The sequence below is a fragment of the Gemmatimonadales bacterium genome (assembly GCA_036279355.1).
Taxonomy (GTDB): Bacteria; Gemmatimonadota; Gemmatimonadetes; order Gemmatimonadales; family GWC2-71-9; genus DASQPE01.
In genome coordinates this window covers 100790-119170 of sequence record DASUJH010000024.1, presented here as the reverse complement: position 1 = coordinate 119170, position 18381 = coordinate 100790, and the positions used below count along the sequence as shown (strand labels likewise).

At 69.4% G+C, this 18381-nt stretch carries 18 protein-coding genes; 12 read left to right on the top strand and 6 right to left on the bottom strand.

Going from position 1 to position 18381, the window contains the following annotated elements:
• Nucleotides 1–9: 9 nt before the first annotated feature.
• From dinB to VFW66_06440, 3 genes are read right to left on the bottom strand one after another with little or no spacing between them, the layout of a single operon-like run.
• A complete protein-coding gene (dinB, locus tag VFW66_06450; protein ID HEX5386316.1) occupies nt 10–1203 on the bottom strand; it encodes a DNA polymerase IV in 1194 nt (397 codons plus the stop codon).
• Nucleotides 1204–1215: 12 nt separating this feature from the next.
• Nucleotides 1216–2262 carry an ABC transporter ATP-binding protein gene (locus VFW66_06445; GenBank protein ID HEX5386315.1) on the bottom strand — a complete coding sequence of 349 codons (1047 nt, stop codon included), beginning with the start codon at nt 2260–2262 and terminating at the stop codon, nt 1216–1218.
• Nucleotides 2259–3041, bottom strand: coding sequence for an ABC transporter permease (locus VFW66_06440; protein HEX5386314.1), 783 nt, complete (start codon nt 3039–3041; stop codon nt 2259–2261). Before VFW66_06440 ends, VFW66_06445 begins: the two co-directional genes overlap by 4 nt.
• Before the next feature lie 189 nt (nt 3042–3230).
• Here VFW66_06440 and VFW66_06435 point away from each other — a divergent pair, with 189 nt between their 5' ends.
• From VFW66_06435 to VFW66_06385, 11 genes are all read left to right on the top strand, one after another.
• Nucleotides 3231–4118, top strand: coding sequence for an NAD(P)-dependent oxidoreductase (locus VFW66_06435; GenBank protein HEX5386313.1), 888 nt, complete (start codon nt 3231–3233; stop codon nt 4116–4118).
• An 81-nt stretch (nt 4119–4199) separates the two neighbouring features.
• A complete protein-coding gene (locus VFW66_06430; protein ID HEX5386312.1) occupies nt 4200–4664 on the top strand; it encodes a hypothetical protein in 465 nt (154 codons plus the stop codon).
• Nucleotides 4665–4673: 9 nt separating this feature from the next.
• Nucleotides 4674–6113, top strand: a complete 1440-nt coding sequence (locus tag VFW66_06425) for a type IV pilus twitching motility protein PilT (protein ID HEX5386311.1) — start codon at nt 4674–4676, stop codon at nt 6111–6113.
• A gap of 9 nt (nt 6114–6122) precedes the next feature.
• The gene (locus tag VFW66_06420; GenBank protein ID HEX5386310.1) at nt 6123–6893 is read left to right on the top strand and encodes a TrmH family RNA methyltransferase; all 771 of its coding nucleotides are present in this window, start codon (nt 6123–6125) and stop codon (nt 6891–6893) included.
• Between the two features lie 3 nt (nt 6894–6896).
• A complete protein-coding gene (locus VFW66_06415; GenBank protein ID HEX5386309.1) occupies nt 6897–7382 on the top strand; it encodes a hypothetical protein in 486 nt (161 codons plus the stop codon).
• A 174-nt stretch (nt 7383–7556) separates the two neighbouring features.
• Nucleotides 7557–8159 carry a cytochrome c3 family protein gene (locus tag VFW66_06410; GenBank protein ID HEX5386308.1) on the top strand — a complete coding sequence of 201 codons (603 nt, stop codon included), beginning with the start codon at nt 7557–7559 and terminating at the stop codon, nt 8157–8159.
• Nucleotides 8160–8186: 27 nt separating this feature from the next.
• Nucleotides 8187–11204 carry a molybdopterin-dependent oxidoreductase gene (locus tag VFW66_06405; GenBank protein ID HEX5386307.1) on the top strand — a complete coding sequence of 1006 codons (3018 nt, stop codon included), beginning with the start codon at nt 8187–8189 and terminating at the stop codon, nt 11202–11204.
• A gap of 4 nt (nt 11205–11208) precedes the next feature.
• Nucleotides 11209–12555: an NrfD/PsrC family molybdoenzyme membrane anchor subunit gene (nrfD, locus tag VFW66_06400; GenBank protein HEX5386306.1), complete on the top strand. Its 1347-nt coding sequence runs from the start codon at nt 11209–11211 to the stop codon at nt 12553–12555.
• Nucleotides 12555–13121, top strand: coding sequence for a DUF3341 domain-containing protein (locus VFW66_06395; GenBank protein ID HEX5386305.1), 567 nt, complete (start codon nt 12555–12557; stop codon nt 13119–13121). Before nrfD ends, VFW66_06395 begins: the two co-directional genes overlap by 1 nt.
• On the top strand, nt 13108–13776 hold the full coding sequence (locus VFW66_06390) for a cytochrome c (protein HEX5386304.1): 669 nt from the start codon (nt 13108–13110) through the stop codon (nt 13774–13776). Before VFW66_06395 ends, VFW66_06390 begins: the two co-directional genes overlap by 14 nt.
• Nucleotides 13776–15116, top strand: coding sequence for a hypothetical protein (locus VFW66_06385; GenBank protein ID HEX5386303.1), 1341 nt, complete (start codon nt 13776–13778; stop codon nt 15114–15116). The genes VFW66_06390 and VFW66_06385 overlap by 1 nt, the downstream gene beginning before the upstream one ends.
• 43 nt (nt 15117–15159) lie before the next feature.
• Here the strand turns inward: VFW66_06385 and VFW66_06380 are convergent, their stop codons facing one another.
• The 3 genes from VFW66_06380 to VFW66_06370 all read right to left on the bottom strand — a co-directional run bounded on the left by VFW66_06380 (nt 15160) and on the right by VFW66_06370 (nt 17699).
• Complete coding sequence (locus VFW66_06380; protein ID HEX5386302.1) at nt 15160–16263, bottom strand: zf-HC2 domain-containing protein; 1104 nt, start codon at nt 16261–16263, stop codon at nt 15160–15162.
• Nucleotides 16247–16759, bottom strand: coding sequence for a sigma-70 family RNA polymerase sigma factor (locus VFW66_06375; GenBank protein ID HEX5386301.1), 513 nt, complete (start codon nt 16757–16759; stop codon nt 16247–16249). The genes VFW66_06380 and VFW66_06375 overlap by 17 nt, the downstream gene beginning before the upstream one ends.
• Before the next feature lie 115 nt (nt 16760–16874).
• Entirely contained in the window at nt 16875–17699 is an 825-nt protein-coding gene (locus VFW66_06370) for a hypothetical protein (GenBank protein HEX5386300.1), read from the bottom strand.
• 114 nt (nt 17700–17813) lie between these two features.
• On the opposite strand from VFW66_06370, the gene VFW66_06365 reads away from it, so the two are divergent.
• Nucleotides 17814–18317, top strand: a complete 504-nt coding sequence (locus tag VFW66_06365; GenBank protein ID HEX5386299.1) for a plastocyanin/azurin family copper-binding protein — start codon at nt 17814–17816, stop codon at nt 18315–18317.
• Nucleotides 18318–18381 lie beyond the last annotated feature (64 nt).

Genomic DNA, 18381 nt, shown 5'->3' with positions numbered 1-18381 from the left:
CGCGCGGCGCTACGGCGCCGAACCTCGCCTGTAACGAAGCAACCGCGCCTGCATCATCGCTTCGAACCCGAACCGCTCGCGAACGACGTCCACCGCGCGCGTCAACTGGCGCAGCCTGGCGCGCTCCGGCGGCTCGAACAGGTCGCGGTCCGCTGCCGTCGCAAGGCCGGTCGCCGCGATGCCGATGAGCCGTACGCCCCGATTGCGGCGCCGGACCTCGGCAAAGGCGCCCCGAAGCAGTGCGGCCGCCCCACCGTACAGTTCGGCGTCAAGATCGGTAGCATGGTCCAGCGTGACTCGGCGCGTGACCGTGCGGAAGTCATCGTGCCGGAGCTTGAGCGCCACGGTGCGCGCGACGAGATGCTCCTCACGAAGTTGTCCCGCCACGCGCGCGGTGAGCAACGCGAGAATCGACGCGAGCTCCGCCGGATCACGCGCATCGCGCGCCAGCGTCGTTTCGCGGCTCACCGAGCGTGGCAGGCGGTCCGCCCGGAGCGCGCTGCCGCCGTAGCCGTGCGCCCGAAGCTTGAGCAGCTTTGCGTCCGGGCCCACGATCCGCTCGAGCCCGGCGCGGTCCATCTGCTGCACCTGGGCCACGTTGGTGAGACCGAGCGCCGCCCACCGCTCCGCCGTTCGGGGTCCGACACCCGGCAGCGCCCGGAGCGGTAGCCCCGCGAGAAACCCCTCCTCCCATCCGGCGCGCACCTCCATCAAGCCGCGGGGCTTGGCGCAATCTGACGCCAGCTTGGCGACCATCCGGTTGGGTGCGATTCCCATGCTGCACTCGAGCCCGGTCTCGCGCCTCACGGCGTCGCGGAGCGCTTCGCCCAGCGGGAGCAGCGAGACGGGGTGCAGCTGCTCGGTGCCCGCAAAGTCGAGGTACGCTTCGTCGAGCGATGCCATCACCACGGTGGGCGAGAAGCCATCCAGCACCCGCCGAACGGCGCGCGAGGCCTCGCGGTAGTGGGCGAACCCGCCGTGTGCGAACGTGGCGCCCGGGCACCTCCGCCGCGCCTCGGCGATCGGCATCCCGGCGTGCACGCCGAACCGCCGGGCCCCATATGACGCCGACTGCACGACGCCTCGCGTATGCCGGCTGCCGCCCACGATGAGCAGCTCGACGTCGCGGAGTGCCGGGTCGCGCTGTCGGCACACTTCCACGAAGAATGCGTCGAGGTCGAGATGGATGATGCGGGGGGGCATTCCGTCGAGACCCTAGACCAGACGAACGGCCGTCGCCTTGACCGCCACCATCACGCGCGCGCCGCGATGCAGCCCCATCGCGCCGGCCGACGCCGCGGTGACTGCCGCGATGAGCGGGCGGCCGACGTCGAGGTGCACGTGGATGATCGGCCCCAGCAACTCGAGGTGGGCTATGGTCGCCGCCATGCGGTTGCGCGCCGAGCTCGGTGCCTCGTCCCGGCTCAGCGTGATGTCCTCCGGCCGGATGACCGCATGGGCCAGTCCCTCGCGCTCGGCCACAACCTCGAGCGTGAGCGCGCCACTCGTGAACCGCGCCGCGAACGGACTGCCGCCCGAGGCATCGCAGCGTTCCACGGTGCCCGCCAGCACGTTGCCGGTGCCGACAAATCGCGCCACGAAGGCCGAATTGGGATAGCGGAAGACTTCCTCGGGCGGTCCGTGCTGCGCGATCCGCCCCTCCGAGAGCACGGCCACGATGTCGCCCAGGCGCATGGCTTCGTCGAAGTCGTGGGTCACCTGCAGGGTGGTGATCCCCTCGCGTTCGTGCAGCGCGCGCAGCTCGCGGCGGAGCAGATGGCGGGTCGCCGGGTCCACCGCGGCGAACGGCTCGTCCAGCAGGAGGATGCGCGGTCGCGGAGCGAGCGCTCGACCGAGGGCCACCCGCTGTTGCTCGCCGCCGCTCAGGCCGCGCACCGTCCGGTTAAGCAACGGTGTCACGCCCAGCAACTCCGCCAGCTCGCCGGCGCGATCCCCGCGCGTCGGGCCCCGGAGCCCGTAACAGATGTTCTCCCGTACCGTGAGATGGGGAAACAGGTGATACTGCTGGTATACGAATCCCAGCTCGCGACGCTCGGGCGGCAGGCCCGTCACGTCCATGCCGTTGAGGAGGACGCGGCCCGACTTGAGCGGCACGTGGCCCGCCACCGCCTCGAGCAGCGTGGTCTTGCCCGAGCCCGTGGGCCCGATGATGAGCCCGTACCCGCCGCGCGGTACGGCGAACGACACTTCGCCAAGCAGGAAGTCGCCGGCCCGCACCGTGAGTCCGTCGAGCTGGATCACGCGCGCTCCATCGGCTGCACCAGGCGAATGAGCAAGAAAATGCCCAGCGCGATGAGCAGCAGCACGACCGCGGCCGGCGCCGCCGCCTCGAGCCCGAGGGCGGTGAAGGTGTCGAAGATGAACGTGCTCGCCACCTTCGGATTGTAAGTGAGGATCACGATGGCGCCGAACTCGCTCGCACTCCGGGCCCAGGCGAGAATGGCGCCGGCCAGAATGCCGCGCGCGGCGAGCGGCAGTGTCACGCGGCGAAAGGCGCGCGCCGGCGTGTCGCCGAGCGACCGGGCCACCCGCTCGAGCTTGGGGTCCACCGAGCGAAACGCCTCCTGCGCGCCGCTCACGAGCAGCGGCGCGGAGACGAAGAGCATGGCGGCCACGATGCCGGGCACGTGGCTCACGAACTCGATCCCGATCTGCGCGAATGCGCCGCCCAGGGCCGAGCGCCGCCCGAGAAACAGCAGGAGCGCGATCCCCGCGACGGGGTGGGGCACGACCACGGGCAGCTCGATGAGGCCCTGCACGGCGCGGCGTCCCGGAAAGTCGCGGCGCGCGAGCAGATACGCGAGCGGCACCCCCAGGAATGTCGCGACGGCGGTGGCTGCGGTGGCCGTGACCACCGTGAGGGCGATGGAAGCGCGCAGATCGGGATCGGCGAGCGCGGTGCTCAAGCTCGCGGGCGAGGCCACGAGGAGGAGTCGGAGCAGCGGGCCCACGATGAAGAGGACGAGGCACGCGCCCAGTGCCGCGAGCACCACCCGCGACCACGAGAACCGGCGAGTCATCGGCACCTCCGACGAAATGGGGCGAGAACATCGTGCGGCGCCGCGGCGCGGCTGCGCCACACGGCCGCGCCGGAGCGTACGCCGGGCCGCGAGCGCCGTCAATCCGATGCGCGATCCGGCCATGGACGACCCCACAGGCCATTTCTATCTTCCCGCGATGCTCCAGCCTCGCATCACTCGCGGCGCCGCATGAGCGTCGCTTTTCTCGGCCTCGGCGCCATCGGCGCGCCGATGGCGGCGCACCTGGCACGCCGCGGCGACCTCGTCGTGTGGAATCGCACCGCGGCGCGCGCGGAGGCTTTCGCTCGTGCGCACGGATGCCGCGCGGCTGCCACCCCCCGCGCGGCCGCCGCTGGTGCCGGCACGGTGCTCGCCTGCCTGCCGACCTCGGCCGAGGTCGAATCGCTGCTCGACGGGCCGGAGGGGCTCGAGGCCGGTCTCGCGCGCGGCACGCTCTTCCTCGATTGCACCTCGGGCGATCCCGCTGGCGCGCGCCGGATTGCCGCACGTCTCCACGCACGCGGCGTTGCCTACGCCGACTGCCCGGTGAGCGGCGGCACCAATGGCGCCGAGGCCGGCACCCTCACCGTCATGGTCGGCGCGGATGAGGCGACGTTTGCGCGCGCCATGCCGGTGCTCGCCGCGTTCGGCCAGCGCATCGAGCACATGGGCCCGGTGGGCGCGGGAGATGCGGTGAAGGCGGTGAATAACGCCCTCCTCGCGGTGCACATCGAGGCGTTCGCCGAAGGCTTTGTCGCGCTGGTCAAGGCGGGCGTGCCCGCCCGCCACGCGCTCGCGGTGCTCAATGCATCAAGCGGCCGCTCGTTCGTGAGCGAATCGCTCGTGCCCGACCGCGTGCTCACCGGCGCCTGGCCGCAGACCTTCCGACTCGCACTGCTCGAGAAGGACGTGCGCATCGCGCTTGGGCTGCTCGACGAGACCGGCGTGCGCGGGCCGCTCATCCGCCTCGCAGGCCGGCTCTTTGCCGAGGCGCGGGCTGAGCTGGGAGAGGGCGCCGACTATCTCGAGGCGATCAAGCTCGTCGAGCGCGACGCCGGCACCGAGATCCGCGGGTGAGGCCGCGAGGCCTTGCCGGGATCGGGGGGCGCTGGCGAGTTTCCCTTTACCTATGCTGAGCCCAGTGCCCCAATTCACATCATGACCGATGCCTGGGGATCCATCCGCCAGGAATCGGCCGAGGTCATGCTGGCTGAGGGAGTCAGGGTCGAAGGCAGTCTGCACCTGCTGTCGCGCGACGCGTATCCGCCGGGCCCCGAAACGCCGCTCGAAATGCTCAACCGGCCTGAGGCCTTTTTCGCTCTGACCCAGGCTGACGGCGGCGTATTGTTCGTGCCCAAGTCGCAGGCCGCCGTGCTTTCCTGTCACCATCACGCACCACCAACCGACCCCGAACGCTTCTCGGCTGCCAAGCTCGTGGCGCTCGAGGTCGTCGTGGTGGGCGGCACCGAACTGCGCGGGCGCGCGGCGCTCGAGCTGCCGCCATCGCGCGCCCGCGCGCTCGACTACGTCAACGGTCCCGACCCATTCTTCGCGCTCTGGACCGACGACGTGACCCACTACATCAACAAGGCCCTGGTGCGGACGGTCCGCCCCCATGACTGACGAGGAGCCGTGGCTCGACTCGACCGATTGATCCAGGCGCTCCACGAGCAGCGCGCCGACGCGCTCGAGCTCGCGGCCGGAAAACCCGCGGCGCTGGTGCGGGATGGCGCGGCACGCCCGCTCACGAAGGAGTCGCTGAGCGATACGCAGATCGCGGCGCTGGTGCGGGAGATCGCCCCCGCGGGCGCGGTGAGCGGCGCAGCGGCGAGCGCGCCGGTTCGATTCGAATATCGGGCCCCGGCCGGCGCCGTCCAGGTCGAGCTGCCGGTGGGCGGCCCTGGCGCGGGCGCGCGGCTCCGGCCGGTCGGCAATGGCGCCGCCGCGCCGGCCGCCGCGCCGCCGGCGGACCAGCGCGAGGCGCGCGATGCCATCGAACGCTTGCTTCGGGAGCTGGCCGCGGCGGGTGCATCGGACCTCCACCTCCGGAGTGGTGAGCCGCCGATGCTCCGGCGCGGCGGCGAGCTGGAGCGGCACGGCACCGAGCCTCTGGCCGCCGAGCGCCTCGAGGTCATGCTCGCGAGCATCATGGGCCCGCGAGAGCTGGCGGAATTTCGCGAGACGGGCGACACCGACTGGGCGTACGAGATCGACGGGGTCGGCCGGTTCCGCTGCAACGCGGGGCGGGATCGCCACGGCCCGCTCGGCGTGTTCCGCACCATTGGGAGCCAGGTGCCGACGGCCGACGAGCTCGGTCTGAGTCGGGAAGTGCAGAACCTCTGCTATCTGAGCAAGGGGCTCGTGCTCGTCACCGGACCGACCGGCTCCGGCAAGTCCACCACGCTCGCCGCTCTGATCGACCTGGTGAATCGCACCCGCGGCGACCACATCATCACGATCGAGGACCCCATCGAGTTCGTGCACGGGAGCAAGCGGTGCCTCGTGACTCAGCGTCAGGTCGGCCAGCACACCCGCTCGTTCAAGCAGGCGCTCCGCGCCGCACTGCGCGAGGATCCGGACGTCGTGATGGTGGGCGAGATGCGCGACCTCGAGACCGTCTCCATCGCCATCGAAACGGCGGAGACGGGGCACCTCGTCTTCGGCACATTGCACACCACCTCCGCGGCGTCGACGATCGATCGCATCATCGACCAGTTTCCCGCCGATCGCCAGGCGCAGATCCGGGTCATGCTGGCCGAGTCGCTGCGCGGCGTCATCACCCAGGTGCTCTGCCGCAAGGTCGGGGGCGGCCGTGCGGCCGCTCGCGAGGTGCTGCTCACGATCCCGGCGATCTCGAACCTGATCCGGGAAGGCAAGACCTTCCAGATCGCGTCCATCATGCAGACCAACCGCAGGCTGGGCATGGTGCCGCTCAACGACGCCCTCCTCGAGCTGGTCGACGCCGGCCAGGTCGAGCCCAAGGAGGCGTACATGAAGGCGGCCGAGAAGGTGGGGTTCGCTGCGGCACTCAAGGCCAAGCGGCACGACGTGTCCTTCCTCGCCGAGGCCTAGCGGCCCGCGATGGGCCGCGCGCCGATCCTGGTGCTGGTGGCGCCCCAGGACATCGTAAACGTCGCGAGCGCGGCGCGGATCGCCAAGAACTTCGGGATCGCGGCTCTGCGCGTGGTGAACCCCGAGGTCGAGCTGGACCCGTGGCGAATCGAGGGCATCGCGCACAACACGGCGGATCTGGTCGCGCGGATGTCCGTCTACGACTCGCTCCCCGCGGCGCTGCACGACACGATTTACGCCGCGGTGCTCACCGGACGCGAGCGCACCGCGAAGCGCACCACGCTCCGCCCCCGCGGGGCAGCGGCCCAGGTCGTGGCGCACGCGGCGGACGGCCCCGTCGCGATCGTGGCCGGGCGGGAGGATAAGGGGCTCACCAACGAAGAGCTCGACCACTGCCAGGCGCTGGTGACCATCGCGACGGACCCGGCGCACCCGTCGCTCAACCTGGCGCAGGCGGTGGCGATCATGGCGTACGAGACATGGGTCGCCCGGGGCGGTGATGAAGCGGCGTTCAAGCCGCCGCGCAAGGACGCGCCGCCGGCTACGTCCGACGAGCTGGAGACGCTCTTCGCCGACTGGGTCCGCGCGCTTGCCGCGATCGACTTCTTCAAGACGCGCCGGGCCGAGCACGTATTGCGTTCGTGGCGCGAAATCATCTTCCGCGCCGGGCTCGACGGCCGCGAGGCATCGCTGGTCCGCGCGATGGGCATCGAAGTCGTGCGCTATCTCACCCGCATGGGAGTGCCGATGGGTCGTCCGCCGTCCGCCGCCAAGTCCTGACGCGTGGCCCGCTCGACCGCCTACTGGGCCGCGAACCCCTACCGCCTCGCGAACCCCGAGCCGACGCCCTCGGCGCCGTACGACGCGCTGCCCGCCCTGGTCGCCGAGCGGTTTCGTCACGCGCGCGCGGGGCTGCTGGCGCTCGGACCGGTGAGCGAGCAGGTGCGCTTCATGGGCTCGCCGTGGGGCTGGACCTGGGAATACGCGGTGGCGGCGCGCAAGCTCTGCTGGTTGCACCCGGTCGCGAGCCGCGCGAGCGGCACCTTCACCCTCACCGACGACGAGGAGCGCCGGGTGCTCGGCGCGGCGCGGCTCACGGCCATCGTGCGTGACGCGGTGCGCGAGGGGCAGCGGACCGGCCCGGTGAAGTGGTGCTGGATTCCGTTCGCCGATCGCCGCCACGTCGACGCTTTCCTCGGACTCGTGCGCCGCAAGGCGGTCTGGCTCGGTGAGGCGCCCTCCGCGCGGCGGCGCGCACGGGCCGAGTGAGCCGGGCCGATCGTCGGGTTGTGATCGGCGCACGGACGCCACTATACTTAGCGCGCTTTTGCAGCGCGCCTGTCTCAGGTTTCTTGCGCACAATTTCTCAACGTTGCGTTCACTCGCGGCGGATTTCCGACGGTGCGAGCGCGCGGTTGAGTGGGCTCTCTCGTGCGGAAACGGATGATGCGTAAGCTCGGACTGATGGGGGTGGGCGCCGCGGCGGCCGTCGCGGCCCTCGCAGGCGCCGTGGCGCTCACCAGCGGACAGTCGCGCGCCCAAGCGCCGAAGGCGGTCGCCGATTCGACGAAAGCGCCGGTGCTCGGCCCTTCCGACACCGCCGCGCTCCTCGGACCCCGCCAGCCCATTTTCTTCCGTCACGACATCCACGCCGGCCAGTACAAGATCCAGTGCCAGTACTGCCACTATACCGTGGCGGTCTCCACCGAGCCGGGCATCCCCTCGATGCAGACCTGCATGGGATGCCATCTCGTGATCGCGGGGAGCGACAGCAGTCACAAGGTCGAGATCAAAAAGCTGCGCGACGCGTGGGCCAAGAAGCAGCCGATTCCGTGGATCCGGGTCCACTACCTCGCGCGATTCGCGCACTTCCCCCACAGCCGCCATATCAAGGCGCTGGGTCCCGACGCCTGCGGCACCTGCCACGGCGAGGTCGCCCGGATGCCGCAGGTCTACAAGGTCAACAACATCACGAACATGGGTTTTTGCATCACGTGCCACTTGGAGCGTAACGTGTCGCGCGATTGCTCGGCCTGCCACTACTGATGGCCGGCGCACTCATTCGGAGCCGCAATGGCTGACGAGACCGATCAGACATCCATCAATCGCCGCCGATTCCTCACGGTGCTGGGAGCGTCGGGTGCCGGCGCGGCGCTCCTCTCCGGCTGTTCCACCGAGCGGGTTCAGCAGCTCATCCCCTATCTGGTTCAGTCCGAGGACCAGATCCCCGGCATCGCGACATATTACGCGAGCACGTGCACCGAGTGCGCCGGCGGCTGCGGCCTTCACGTGCGCACCCGTGAAGGGCGCGCGGTCAAGCTCGAGGGCAACCCCGAGCATCCGGTGAATCGCGGCAAGCTCTGCTCCCGCGGCCAGGCCGCGCTCCAGGGACTGTACAATCCCGGGCGCGTGAAGGCGCCCATGGCGCGCAATGCCACCGGCGGGTTCAGCGAGATCACGTGGGACGACGCCATCGGCCGGCTGGCCGCAAAGCTCGCCGGCGCCGCGGGGAAGGTGGCCGTCATCTCGGGCGCTGGCCGGGGCACCTTTTCCGATCTTCTGGCGGAATGGACCGCCGCCCTCGGCGGCCGCGTCGTGCGTTATCAGCCGTTCGACGAGGAGCCGCTCCGCGCCGCCAACCGCGCCGTCTTCGGCCGGGACGACGTGCCGGCGCACGACTTTTCGCGGGCGCAATACGTGGTCGCCTTCGGCACTGATTTCCTCGAGACGTGGCTCTCGCCGGTCGAGAATTCGCGCGGCTTTGCCGACGCGCACGGGTTCCGCGACGGGCGCATGTCCAAGCTCGTCTTCTTCGGGCCGCGCGCGCCGCTCACCGGCCTCAACGCTGACGAGTGGTACCTCGTGCCGCCCGGCTCGGAGACCACGATCGCGCTGGCGCTCGCCAACGTCGTGGCGACCGAGGGCAAGGGCGCGCCAGCCGGTGCCGATGGGCTCGCCGCAACGATCGCCGAGTTCACGCCGGAGATGGCGGCCAGGGAATCGGGCGTGTCGGCGGATGTAATCCGGCGCGTCGGCCGCGAGCTCGCCGCGGCGCGGCCGAGTCTCGCCGTGGCCGGCGGCGCGGGCAACCAGTACCGCGCGGCGGTCGAGACCTGCACCGCCGCCAACGTTCTCAATTATCTCGCCGGCAACGTGGGCGAGACCGTGCGCTTCGGGGCCGACTTGCAGGCGGCCGACGGGCACGCCGCGATCAATTCGCTCGCCCAGGCGCTCGACGCCGGCCAGGTCTCGGTGCTGCTGGTGCACGAGACCAATCCGCTGTACACGCTTCCGCAAGCGAGCGGCTTCGCGGCCCGCTTCAAGCAGGCCGCCTTCAAGGTGTCGACGTCCCTCTACCTCGACGAAACGGCGGCGCAGTGCGATCTCCTGCTGCCGAACCACCACGCGCTGGAGCGCTGGGACGACGCGCACCCGCGCGCCGCCGTGTACGGGCTCATGCAGCCCGTCATGGAGCCGGTGTTCCAGACGATGCACACCGGCGACGTTCTGCTCGCGGTAGCGCGCAAGGCGGGCGGCCCGCTTGCGAAATTCGGCGCTCCCACCTTCGAGGCGCACCTCAAGAGCCGCTGGCAGACGCTCGCCGCAGAGCAGCATGCCGGGGATGCCGAGAGCTTCTGGCGCGAGTCGCTCCGGCGCGGCGGACTTTATCTCGAGCCACCCCCGGTGCCCGAGGTGCGCCTGGCCGCGAACGTCACGCCGGCCTACACGCGCCTTCCGGCGCCCGGCGCCGGCGACTTCTATCTCGTGCCCGGCGTCTCGCCGTTGCTCTACGACGGCCGGGGCACCAACAAGCCGTGGCTCCTCGAGAACCCCGATCCGGTCACGAAGCTCACCTGGAACTCCTGGATCGAGATCCATCCGACCACGGCCCGGCAGCTCGACATCCGCAACGGAGAGTTCCTGCGCTTGCGTACGCCGCAGGGCGCCGTGGAGGCGCCCGTGCTGCTCTATCCGGGCGTGCACCCGCGCGTGCTGTCGACGCCGTTCGGTTTCGGGCACACGGCCTACGGAGCCTACGCCAGCGGCCGCGGCATCAACGTGCTCGACCTCGTGCCGGCCGCGCCCGACGATCCCTTCGTCACCTTTGCCGGCCTGACAGTGTCGGTGGAGAAGACAAGGGCGTACCGCAAGCTCGCCACCACCGAGGGAACGCCGCGCCAGCTCGGCCGCGGTATCGCGGAGGCGATGACGCTTGCGGCCGCCCAGCGCGGCGAGACGATCCACCAGGCGCTCGTCGCCGAGCATCGCGCCGAACCGGAGCCGAACACCGAGGGCGAGCTTCGTGCCATCAAGGGATGGGCGGCCGAGGTCCACGCCCGCACGCTCCTCGGCAACTACGCGGGTGATCACCCCATGTGGGGCATGGCCATCGATCTCTCGCGGTGCACCGGCTGCACGGCATGCATCACCGCCTGCTACGCGGAGAACAACATCCCGACCGTGGGCGAGGACGAGATCTGGCGCGGCCGGGAGATGACCTGGCTCCGGCTCGAGCGCTACTGGGAGGGCGCGTTCGCCGACTCCCCGGCGGGCGGCCTCGAGGCGCGCTTCGTCCCGATGCTCTGCCAGCAGTGCGGCAGCGCGCCGTGCGAATCGGTCTGCCCGGTGTACGCGGCCTATCACACGGTGGACGGACTCAACGGCCAGGTCTACAACCGATGCGTCGGCACGCGGTACTGCGCCAACAACTGCCCGTACAAGGTGCGCTACTTCAACTGGTACAAGTACAACGATGAGGCATGGCCGGCGCCGCTCAACCTGCAGCTCAACCCCGACGTCACCGTGCGGGCCCGCGGCGTCATGGAAAAGTGCACCTTCTGCGTCCAGCGCATCCGCGGCGCGCAGAATGAGGTGCGCCTCGAGAGCCGCACCCTCAAGGAAGGCGACGTGAACACCGCCTGCGCGCAGGCCTGTCCGTCCGATGCCATCGTCTTCGGCAATCTCCGCGATCCGGACAGCCGGGTGTACGCGCTGTCCCAGGATCGGCGGGGCTATCACGTGCTCGAATCCCTCAACACCCGCCCGGCGATCACGTATCTCGCGAAGGTCCGCCGCGCGGCGGAGGCATAGCGGGATGGCTACGCTTGCACCGCTCCCGGCCATTCCGCCGACGCACGGCGACATCACCCGCGACATCGTCGCCACGCTGGAGAGGCCGAACCGCGGCTACGTCCTGCTGCTCTTCGGCGCGATCGGTCTCTTCCTCGTCGGCGCCATCACCTTCCTCATCCTGGTGAAGGACGGCCTCGGCCACGCGGGATACAATCCGCCGATCTTCTGGAGCGTCTACATCACGACGTTCGTGTTCTGGATCGGCATCGGCCACGCCGGCACGCTCATCTCCGCGATCCTGTTTCTCTTCCGCTCGCCGTGGCGCACCGCGGTCTACCGCTCCACCGAGGCAATGACGGTGTTCGCCGTCATGACGGCCGGTCTCTTCCCGATCATCCACATCGGCCGCGAGTGGGTTTTCTACTGGCTGCTGCCGTACCCCAATGAGCGGTTTCTCTGGCCCAACTTCAAGTCGCCGCTGCTGTGGGACGTGTTCGCGATCTCGACCTATCTTACGGTCTCGACGCTGTTCCTCTGCTACGGCCTGATGCCCGACATCGCCGCCGTGCGCGACAAGATGTCGGGCTGGCGCAAGCTCATCTACCGCTGGACCTCGGTGGGTTGGCAGGGCACCGACAATCAATGGCGCCACTACTCGCGGGCGTATCTCTATCTCGCCGCGCTGGCGACGCCGCTCGTGCTCTCGGTGCACTCGGTGGTATCGTGGGACTTCGCCTCCGCGCTGGTCCCCGCGTGGCACGGGACGATCTTCGCTCCCTACTTCGTGGCCGGCGCCATCTATTCGGGGCTCGGGATGGTGATGACGCTCATCATTCCGCTCCGGAAGGTGCTCAAGCTCGAGCACATCATCACGGCGTATCACTTCGACAATCTGTCCAAGCTCACGCTGCTCACCGGCTCCATCCTGTTTTACTCGTACAGTATGGAGTACTTCATCGCGTGGTACAGCGGCAATCCGTTCGAGCAGACCACCTTCTGGCTGCGCCCGTTCGGCCCCTATTGGTGGGCCGGCTGGACCATGATCACCTGCAACGCCTTCATCTCGCAGTTGCTCTGGTTCAAGAAGATCCGGGTCAACATCACCGCGCTCTTCGTCATCTCGATCTTCATTAATCTCGGGATGTGGTTCGAGCGCTTCGTGATCATCGTCTCCTCGCTCTCCAACGACTTTATCCCGTGGGCCTGGGATGGCATGAACCCCACCTGGGCCGACTGGGGCATCCTCGCCGGCTCGTTCGGGTGGTTCGGTATGTGGTTCCTCCTCTTCGCCAAGAATTTCCCCATCGTGGCGATTCAGGAGCTGAAAGAGATGATCCCGATGCCCCGGAAGCGCGGAGGGCACCACTGATGGGCTTCCCGCTCCTGCCGAGGGCGCTCAACCCGTTTGCGCTCATGCGCGGGCCGCGCACGCTCACGCCCGGAGTCCTGGCTTCGTTCGATCACATCGACGCGGCCATCGACGCCATCCACGCCCTCCGGGCCCAGGGCCACCGGCGGCTCACCGTCTACTCCGCGAGCCCCAACCACGAGTTGGAGGAGGCGCTCGAGGCGCCGGTAAGCTCGGTGCGCCTGTTCACCCTGTTCGGCGGTCTGGCCGGGCTCACCGGCGGCTTCGGGATGACCATCTGGATGAACATGGATTGGCCGACGCTCGTCGGTGGCAAGGCCGTCGCCGCGGTGCCCGCCTTCGTTGCGATCGGGTTCGAGCTGACGGTGCTCATCGGGTCGCTCGCCACGATCCTCGGCGTCCTGCTGCTGGTGCTGGCACAGGGCCAGCGAGGCGTCCTCTACGACGAGCGCTTCAGTGACGACCGCGTCGGCGTCTTCGTGGCCGCCGACGCGGCACATGCCCGCCCCATCGAACAGCTCTTCCGGAACGCCGGTGCCGTGGAGGTCCGCCATGCCACGGCGTGAGCGTCGTGCGGGGTTCACGCTCGCGCTGGCGGTGGCGTCGATCGCCGCGACCGGTTGCGACTGGTACTACAACAAGCTGCCGTCGCCCGACGACGTTATGCACGCCATTCCCTGGTTCGACCACATGATCTATCAGAAGTCGGTGACGCCGTACGGCCGCGCCGACGTGCCGCGCTACACGGTGCCCGGCACGGTGCCGATCAACGGCGGAGAGCCGGACTGGGGAGCCGAGTGGGCGGGAGGCAAGACGACAACCGCCGATACGCTCACGAACCCGACGAAACCCGGCGCGCCGGCGCCCACGCCGCCGCCGTACAATCCCAGCGTCCCGCAGATCCCGGCCGATTTCGCCGCCCGCGGCGACACGCTGTTCCATACGTATTGCTCGGTTTGTCACGGCCAGGGCGGGGCGGGGGATGGGCTGGTGGGGCGGAAGATCGGCGCGCCGTCGCTCCTCACCGCGCACGCCCGTGGCCTGAGCGACGGCTACATCTACAGCATGATCCGCTACGGGCGCGGTCTCATGCCGCGCTACGGCGACAAGATCTACGATCCGCACGACCGCTGGGCCATTGTTGACCACGTGCGCGCCTTGCAGGCGGCGGCACCGGCGCCGCCTGCGCCCGCTTCGCCCGCGCCGCGAGGGCCGCGCTGATGGACCCCGCCCGGTTGCGCCAGCGGCTCGTGTCGGCATCGCTCGCCGGCCGCTACGAGCTGTTCCTTGGCATCGGCGGCGGCCTTGCCGTGCTCGGGCTCATTCTCTTCATCAGCTCGATCAGCGGCGCAGGCGCGGACCGGGCGTGGGGTCTATTCCACGTCAACTGGATCTACTTCACCGGTCTCGCCGGGGGGAGCATCGCTCTTGCGGCGGCCTATAAAATCGCGAACGCCCGCTGGTCGGGCCTCGTGCTCCGATTCGCCGAAGCGTCGGTGGCGTTCTTCCCGATTTCGCTCCTCGGGCTCGTCGTCATCTTCACGCTGGGATATTCCCACATCTACGGACCAATGGCGGCGCAGTTGCCCACCATGCAGCCGGCCAAGATCGTCTGGCTCTCCCGTTGGGTGATGTTCATCCGGCTGCTGATCGCGCTCGGCGCACTGTACTACGTGGGGTGGCGCTTCGTGCGCGCCGACCTCGTGCCCGATGCGTTTGCCGCCCGCGAGACCGTGACCGGCGCCCGGCGTGCGCGCTTCCTCCGCCTCACCGCCGGCTACGACGGATCCGAAGGCTCGATCGAGCTGAACGACCACCGGATCCGCCAGGGCTCGGCGACGTATGCCGTGCTCTTCGCGGCGGTGTTCACCTTGCTCGCGTTCGACGGCGTCATGGCGCTGCAGCCGCACTGGTACTCCAACCTGTTCGGCGGCTGGTTCTTCATGGCCTGCTTTCTCGGCGGCCACATGCTGCTCGCGCTCCTCCTCATTCACAACGGCCGCCACCTCGGGATCGTCGATCTCATCTCACCGAAGCAGCGGCATGACCTAGGCAAGCTGTGCTTCGGGTTCACCGTGTTCTGGATGTATCTCCTCTGGGCCCAATTCATCGTGATCTGGTACGGCAACATGCCCGAGGAAACCGGGTTCATCTACAGCCGACTCTGGGGACCGTGGGTGCCGATCGCCCGGCTGGTGTTCCTCGGGATGTTCGTCGTGCCGTTCATGGGACTCCTCGGCGTGGCACCGAAGAAGACGAAGGTCACCCTCGGCTTCTTCGCGGCGGTGAGTCTCGTGGCCCTCTGGCTCCAGAGCTACATCCTCGTCCTGCCCTCCATCACGACGCTCCCCGGCCCGGCATTCGGCGTGTTTGAGCTCGGGCCGACGCTACTCTTCACCGGTCTCTATCTCCTGAGCTATGCCTGGTTCGGTCGGACGTTTCCGATGGTGTCGCCCCGGCTCGCCGAGATCACCCTGCGCCGCGAGCTCGGTCACCACGAGGTCGACGTCTTCGACCACGAGGATGCGGATCGGGACTACGTGCATGATGCAGACTTGTAAAGGGCGGTAGAGGCGGTAAGGACCGGAGGGGAAGGCGGCTTCGCTAACGCCTTCCCATCCTCAACAACCTGTTCATCATTGCCCGAAGCGAATCCTTCGGCAGGCTGCCGGTCACCGCGACCATGCGGTCGCCGCGACGGAGCGCGAGCGCGCTTCCGAAGCCTTCAGGTGCAGAGTGCGCCTGCACCGGGGCCGACGCGGATTCGCTGCTCACCGACGCGGGGTGTGTGCCGAGCAGCACCGAGACATCCGCGGCCGGCCCTTCAATTGTGCGGATCACTTCGCCCGACTTGAGCTGCTGCGCCACGACCATGAGCGGCCGCTTGCCGCTATCGCCGCCCTGAACCTGTACCTCGACCACGGGAAGTCCATCGATGCGCGGCGGCGCATCGCCCGCCGCGTCCTTGGCGCCGTCCCATGACACCGTGCGCCACATGCGGCCCACTTCGAGCTGCGCGTCCTTCGGAATCTGCCCGATGGTGGTCAACTCCGCCGCCGTGTGCTGATCAATGTCGCGTCCGGCGTGCGCGGCACCGCCGCCTGAGCTCCGGGCGGCGAGTTGGTCAGTGCTGCTTCGCGTGTGGCCGCTCGCGCGGTGGCGCTGGGCCGGTGCCGAATGAGGCGCCGCACGCGTGGAAGAGGTCGCGTGACGCTCGGCTGGGCTTCGCGCCGACGTATCGGCCGGCTGCTCAGGTTCGGCCGCGAGCATGGGGGCGGTGGTCGGCGGTGAGGGTGCGTCGGCCAGGCGCGGTGTCTCGGCGAGGGAACCCGGAAGGTCAGCCATACGCGGGGCGCTCGGGTCGATCGAGTGCCGTTCGGTCGGGCGGACCAGGACACTCGCCCCCCACCCCACGCCCAGTGCCGCAACCACGCTCGCGGCCCATGCCACGCGATGCAGTCGGCGCTGGCGCCGGGCGAGCCGCTCGTCGGCGATCCGGCGGATCTCCGCGCTGGGCGGCGGGAGGCGTCGGCGCGGCGCCGCGCGGGCGAGGAGCGCCGTGGTGCGGTCGCGTAGCGCGGCGATGCTGTCACGCAGGGTCTGACAGCGGGTACACTCGGCCAGATGACTCTCGATCTCGACGCACTCGAGCCGCTCGAGACCCTGATCGAGGTAGGCGTGCAGACGGTCTTCAGGAATGTGCAACATGCCCACCTGCTCCCTGTCGGCCGTGCGCGGCCACCAACCGCTTCCGTGCGCGGGCCAGCGTGGTGCCGACCGCGCCGAGTGCGAGGCCGGTCTGGTCGGCGATTTCGGGGTAGCTGAGCCCCGCGTCCCATAGCAGCAGGATCTCGCGATCTCGCGGCGTGAGCACCTCGAGCGCATCGTGCACCAGCATCAGCTCCTCGTCGCGCTCCATCTGCTCATCGGCCGACGGCGCGCGCGACGGCATCGCCACGGGATCGCTCTTGAGCAGCGTGAGGTGACGCCGGCGGCGGACCGCCGCTCGCGCCTCGTCCCGTGCGAGGTTTGCGGCCACCGCGAAGAGCCACGCCCTCGGCTTTTCGGGCCGGTGCGTCAGCATGCGCACGAACACCTCCTGGGCCAGATCCTCTGCCCGCTCGGCGTCCCAGACCTTCCGGTAGAGAAACCGGACCACCGCCGTGTAGGTGGATTCGTATAGCGCTTCGAACTCGTCGCTCACGTATCCTCACGGCCGCTGGCTCGGATGGCGCGCTGCGGGGAGTTCCGCGGGCGCCTGGCGGGCACTGCCATGTGGACGCCGGGCCTGTACGGGGTTGCACACCGCGGTTCGGGCATCATTCCCTCTGTGTCCGGCGGCGCACCGGCCGGAACACGCAGCCGGGGTGCACGCCCTTGTTTCTGGGCGGCCAGTCGCTGCAGAGATCCGGTTTGGCCGGCCGTCCGTCGACCCGTTCCCGGCCGTGCAGCGCACAGCTGATCCCGTCGCCTTCAAGATACCCGCACGCCGAGATCACTTCGGCCTCGATCGAGAAATCGCCCGGCCGGGTGACCTTGCACATATATGGCGAGCGGCGGGCCCGCACTAGCGCCTCGAGTGCCTTCTGCCTGCGCGTGCACATGATCTCGATCTGGAGGTCGCGACAGCACGCCGCGCCGCGGCGGTTGTCGGCTGTCCGGCAGGGCGCGCTCACACACGGATTGTCGGTGACGATCACTGGGAGCGCGCGGGGCGTGGCCGGCGGCGGTGGAGCTGCGGGGCGTCGCAGCTCGCGCGCTACGAGCCGCATGCCGTCCACCACACGGAATCGGTCGCCTCCCAGGCGGCGTGGTTGCGCGGCGATCCGCCCTGCCCGATGGGGCGCGCTTGCATAGCCGTGCGCCAGGCACGTCGCTCCTTCGCTGCGGAGCTGCAGGTGGCGGCAGGGCACGTGCAGAACCGCCTCGACGTACAGGTCGCCGCCCCCCTCCCAGATGTCGCCGAAGGCGATCTGCGCCGTGTGGCCGAGCAGCCAGGTCGCCTCGTGGTCGAGCGACGTCCGTCCTTCCTCCAGCGAGCCGATGCGGAGCGTGACCTTGAGCCGCCGGCACTGGCTCCCGAGCGCACGGCAGGGAGGCGCCCCAAGCGCAACAACCTTGCGGGGAGATCGGGGCGATGCCAAATTCACGGCTGCCCAAACAATCTTGTGAAATTCTTCACAACCATGTTCGGGCCGGCGTCCGACCCTCGCTCAGGTGGTGCGTCCAACGTTCAACAATTCGGAGGCTCAAGAGTGATGCGCATTTCGTCCTTCGCGGTGGGGCTCGCCTTCGTGGTCGCGGCATGTGGCGGCGAGAAGCAGGCCGCCAATCAGTCGACTACCACAACTCCCCCCGCTGACCAGCCCGCCGCGCCGGCGCCGGCGGCCGCCGGCTCGGACGCCCCGGCGCCCGGAGGCGCGAACCACGACGTGAACATGGTGCTGGAGGGGACCACATACAAGTACGTCCCCAACACGCTCACGGCCAAGCCGGGCGACGTGATCACGTTTCATAGCGTGAGCGGCGGCGCACACAACGTACAGTTCTATCCTGACAGCATCCCCGCCAACGTGCCGCCGCAGATCAAGGCGCTCGCCGTGGCGCCGCTCGAGGCGGGGGGCAGCCTCGTGAACGAGTCGCTCAAGACCGAGGGTGAGTCGTTCCAGCTGTCGCTCAAGGACGCACCCACCGGCACCTACCATTTCTTCTGCGGGCCGCACCACGCGCTCGGCATGGTCGGCGTGCTGACCGTCCAATAGCCGCGCGCCAGCATCGGAACTGCGCGAGGGGCCCGGCGCCGGGCCCCCTCGTCCGGTTCCGCGC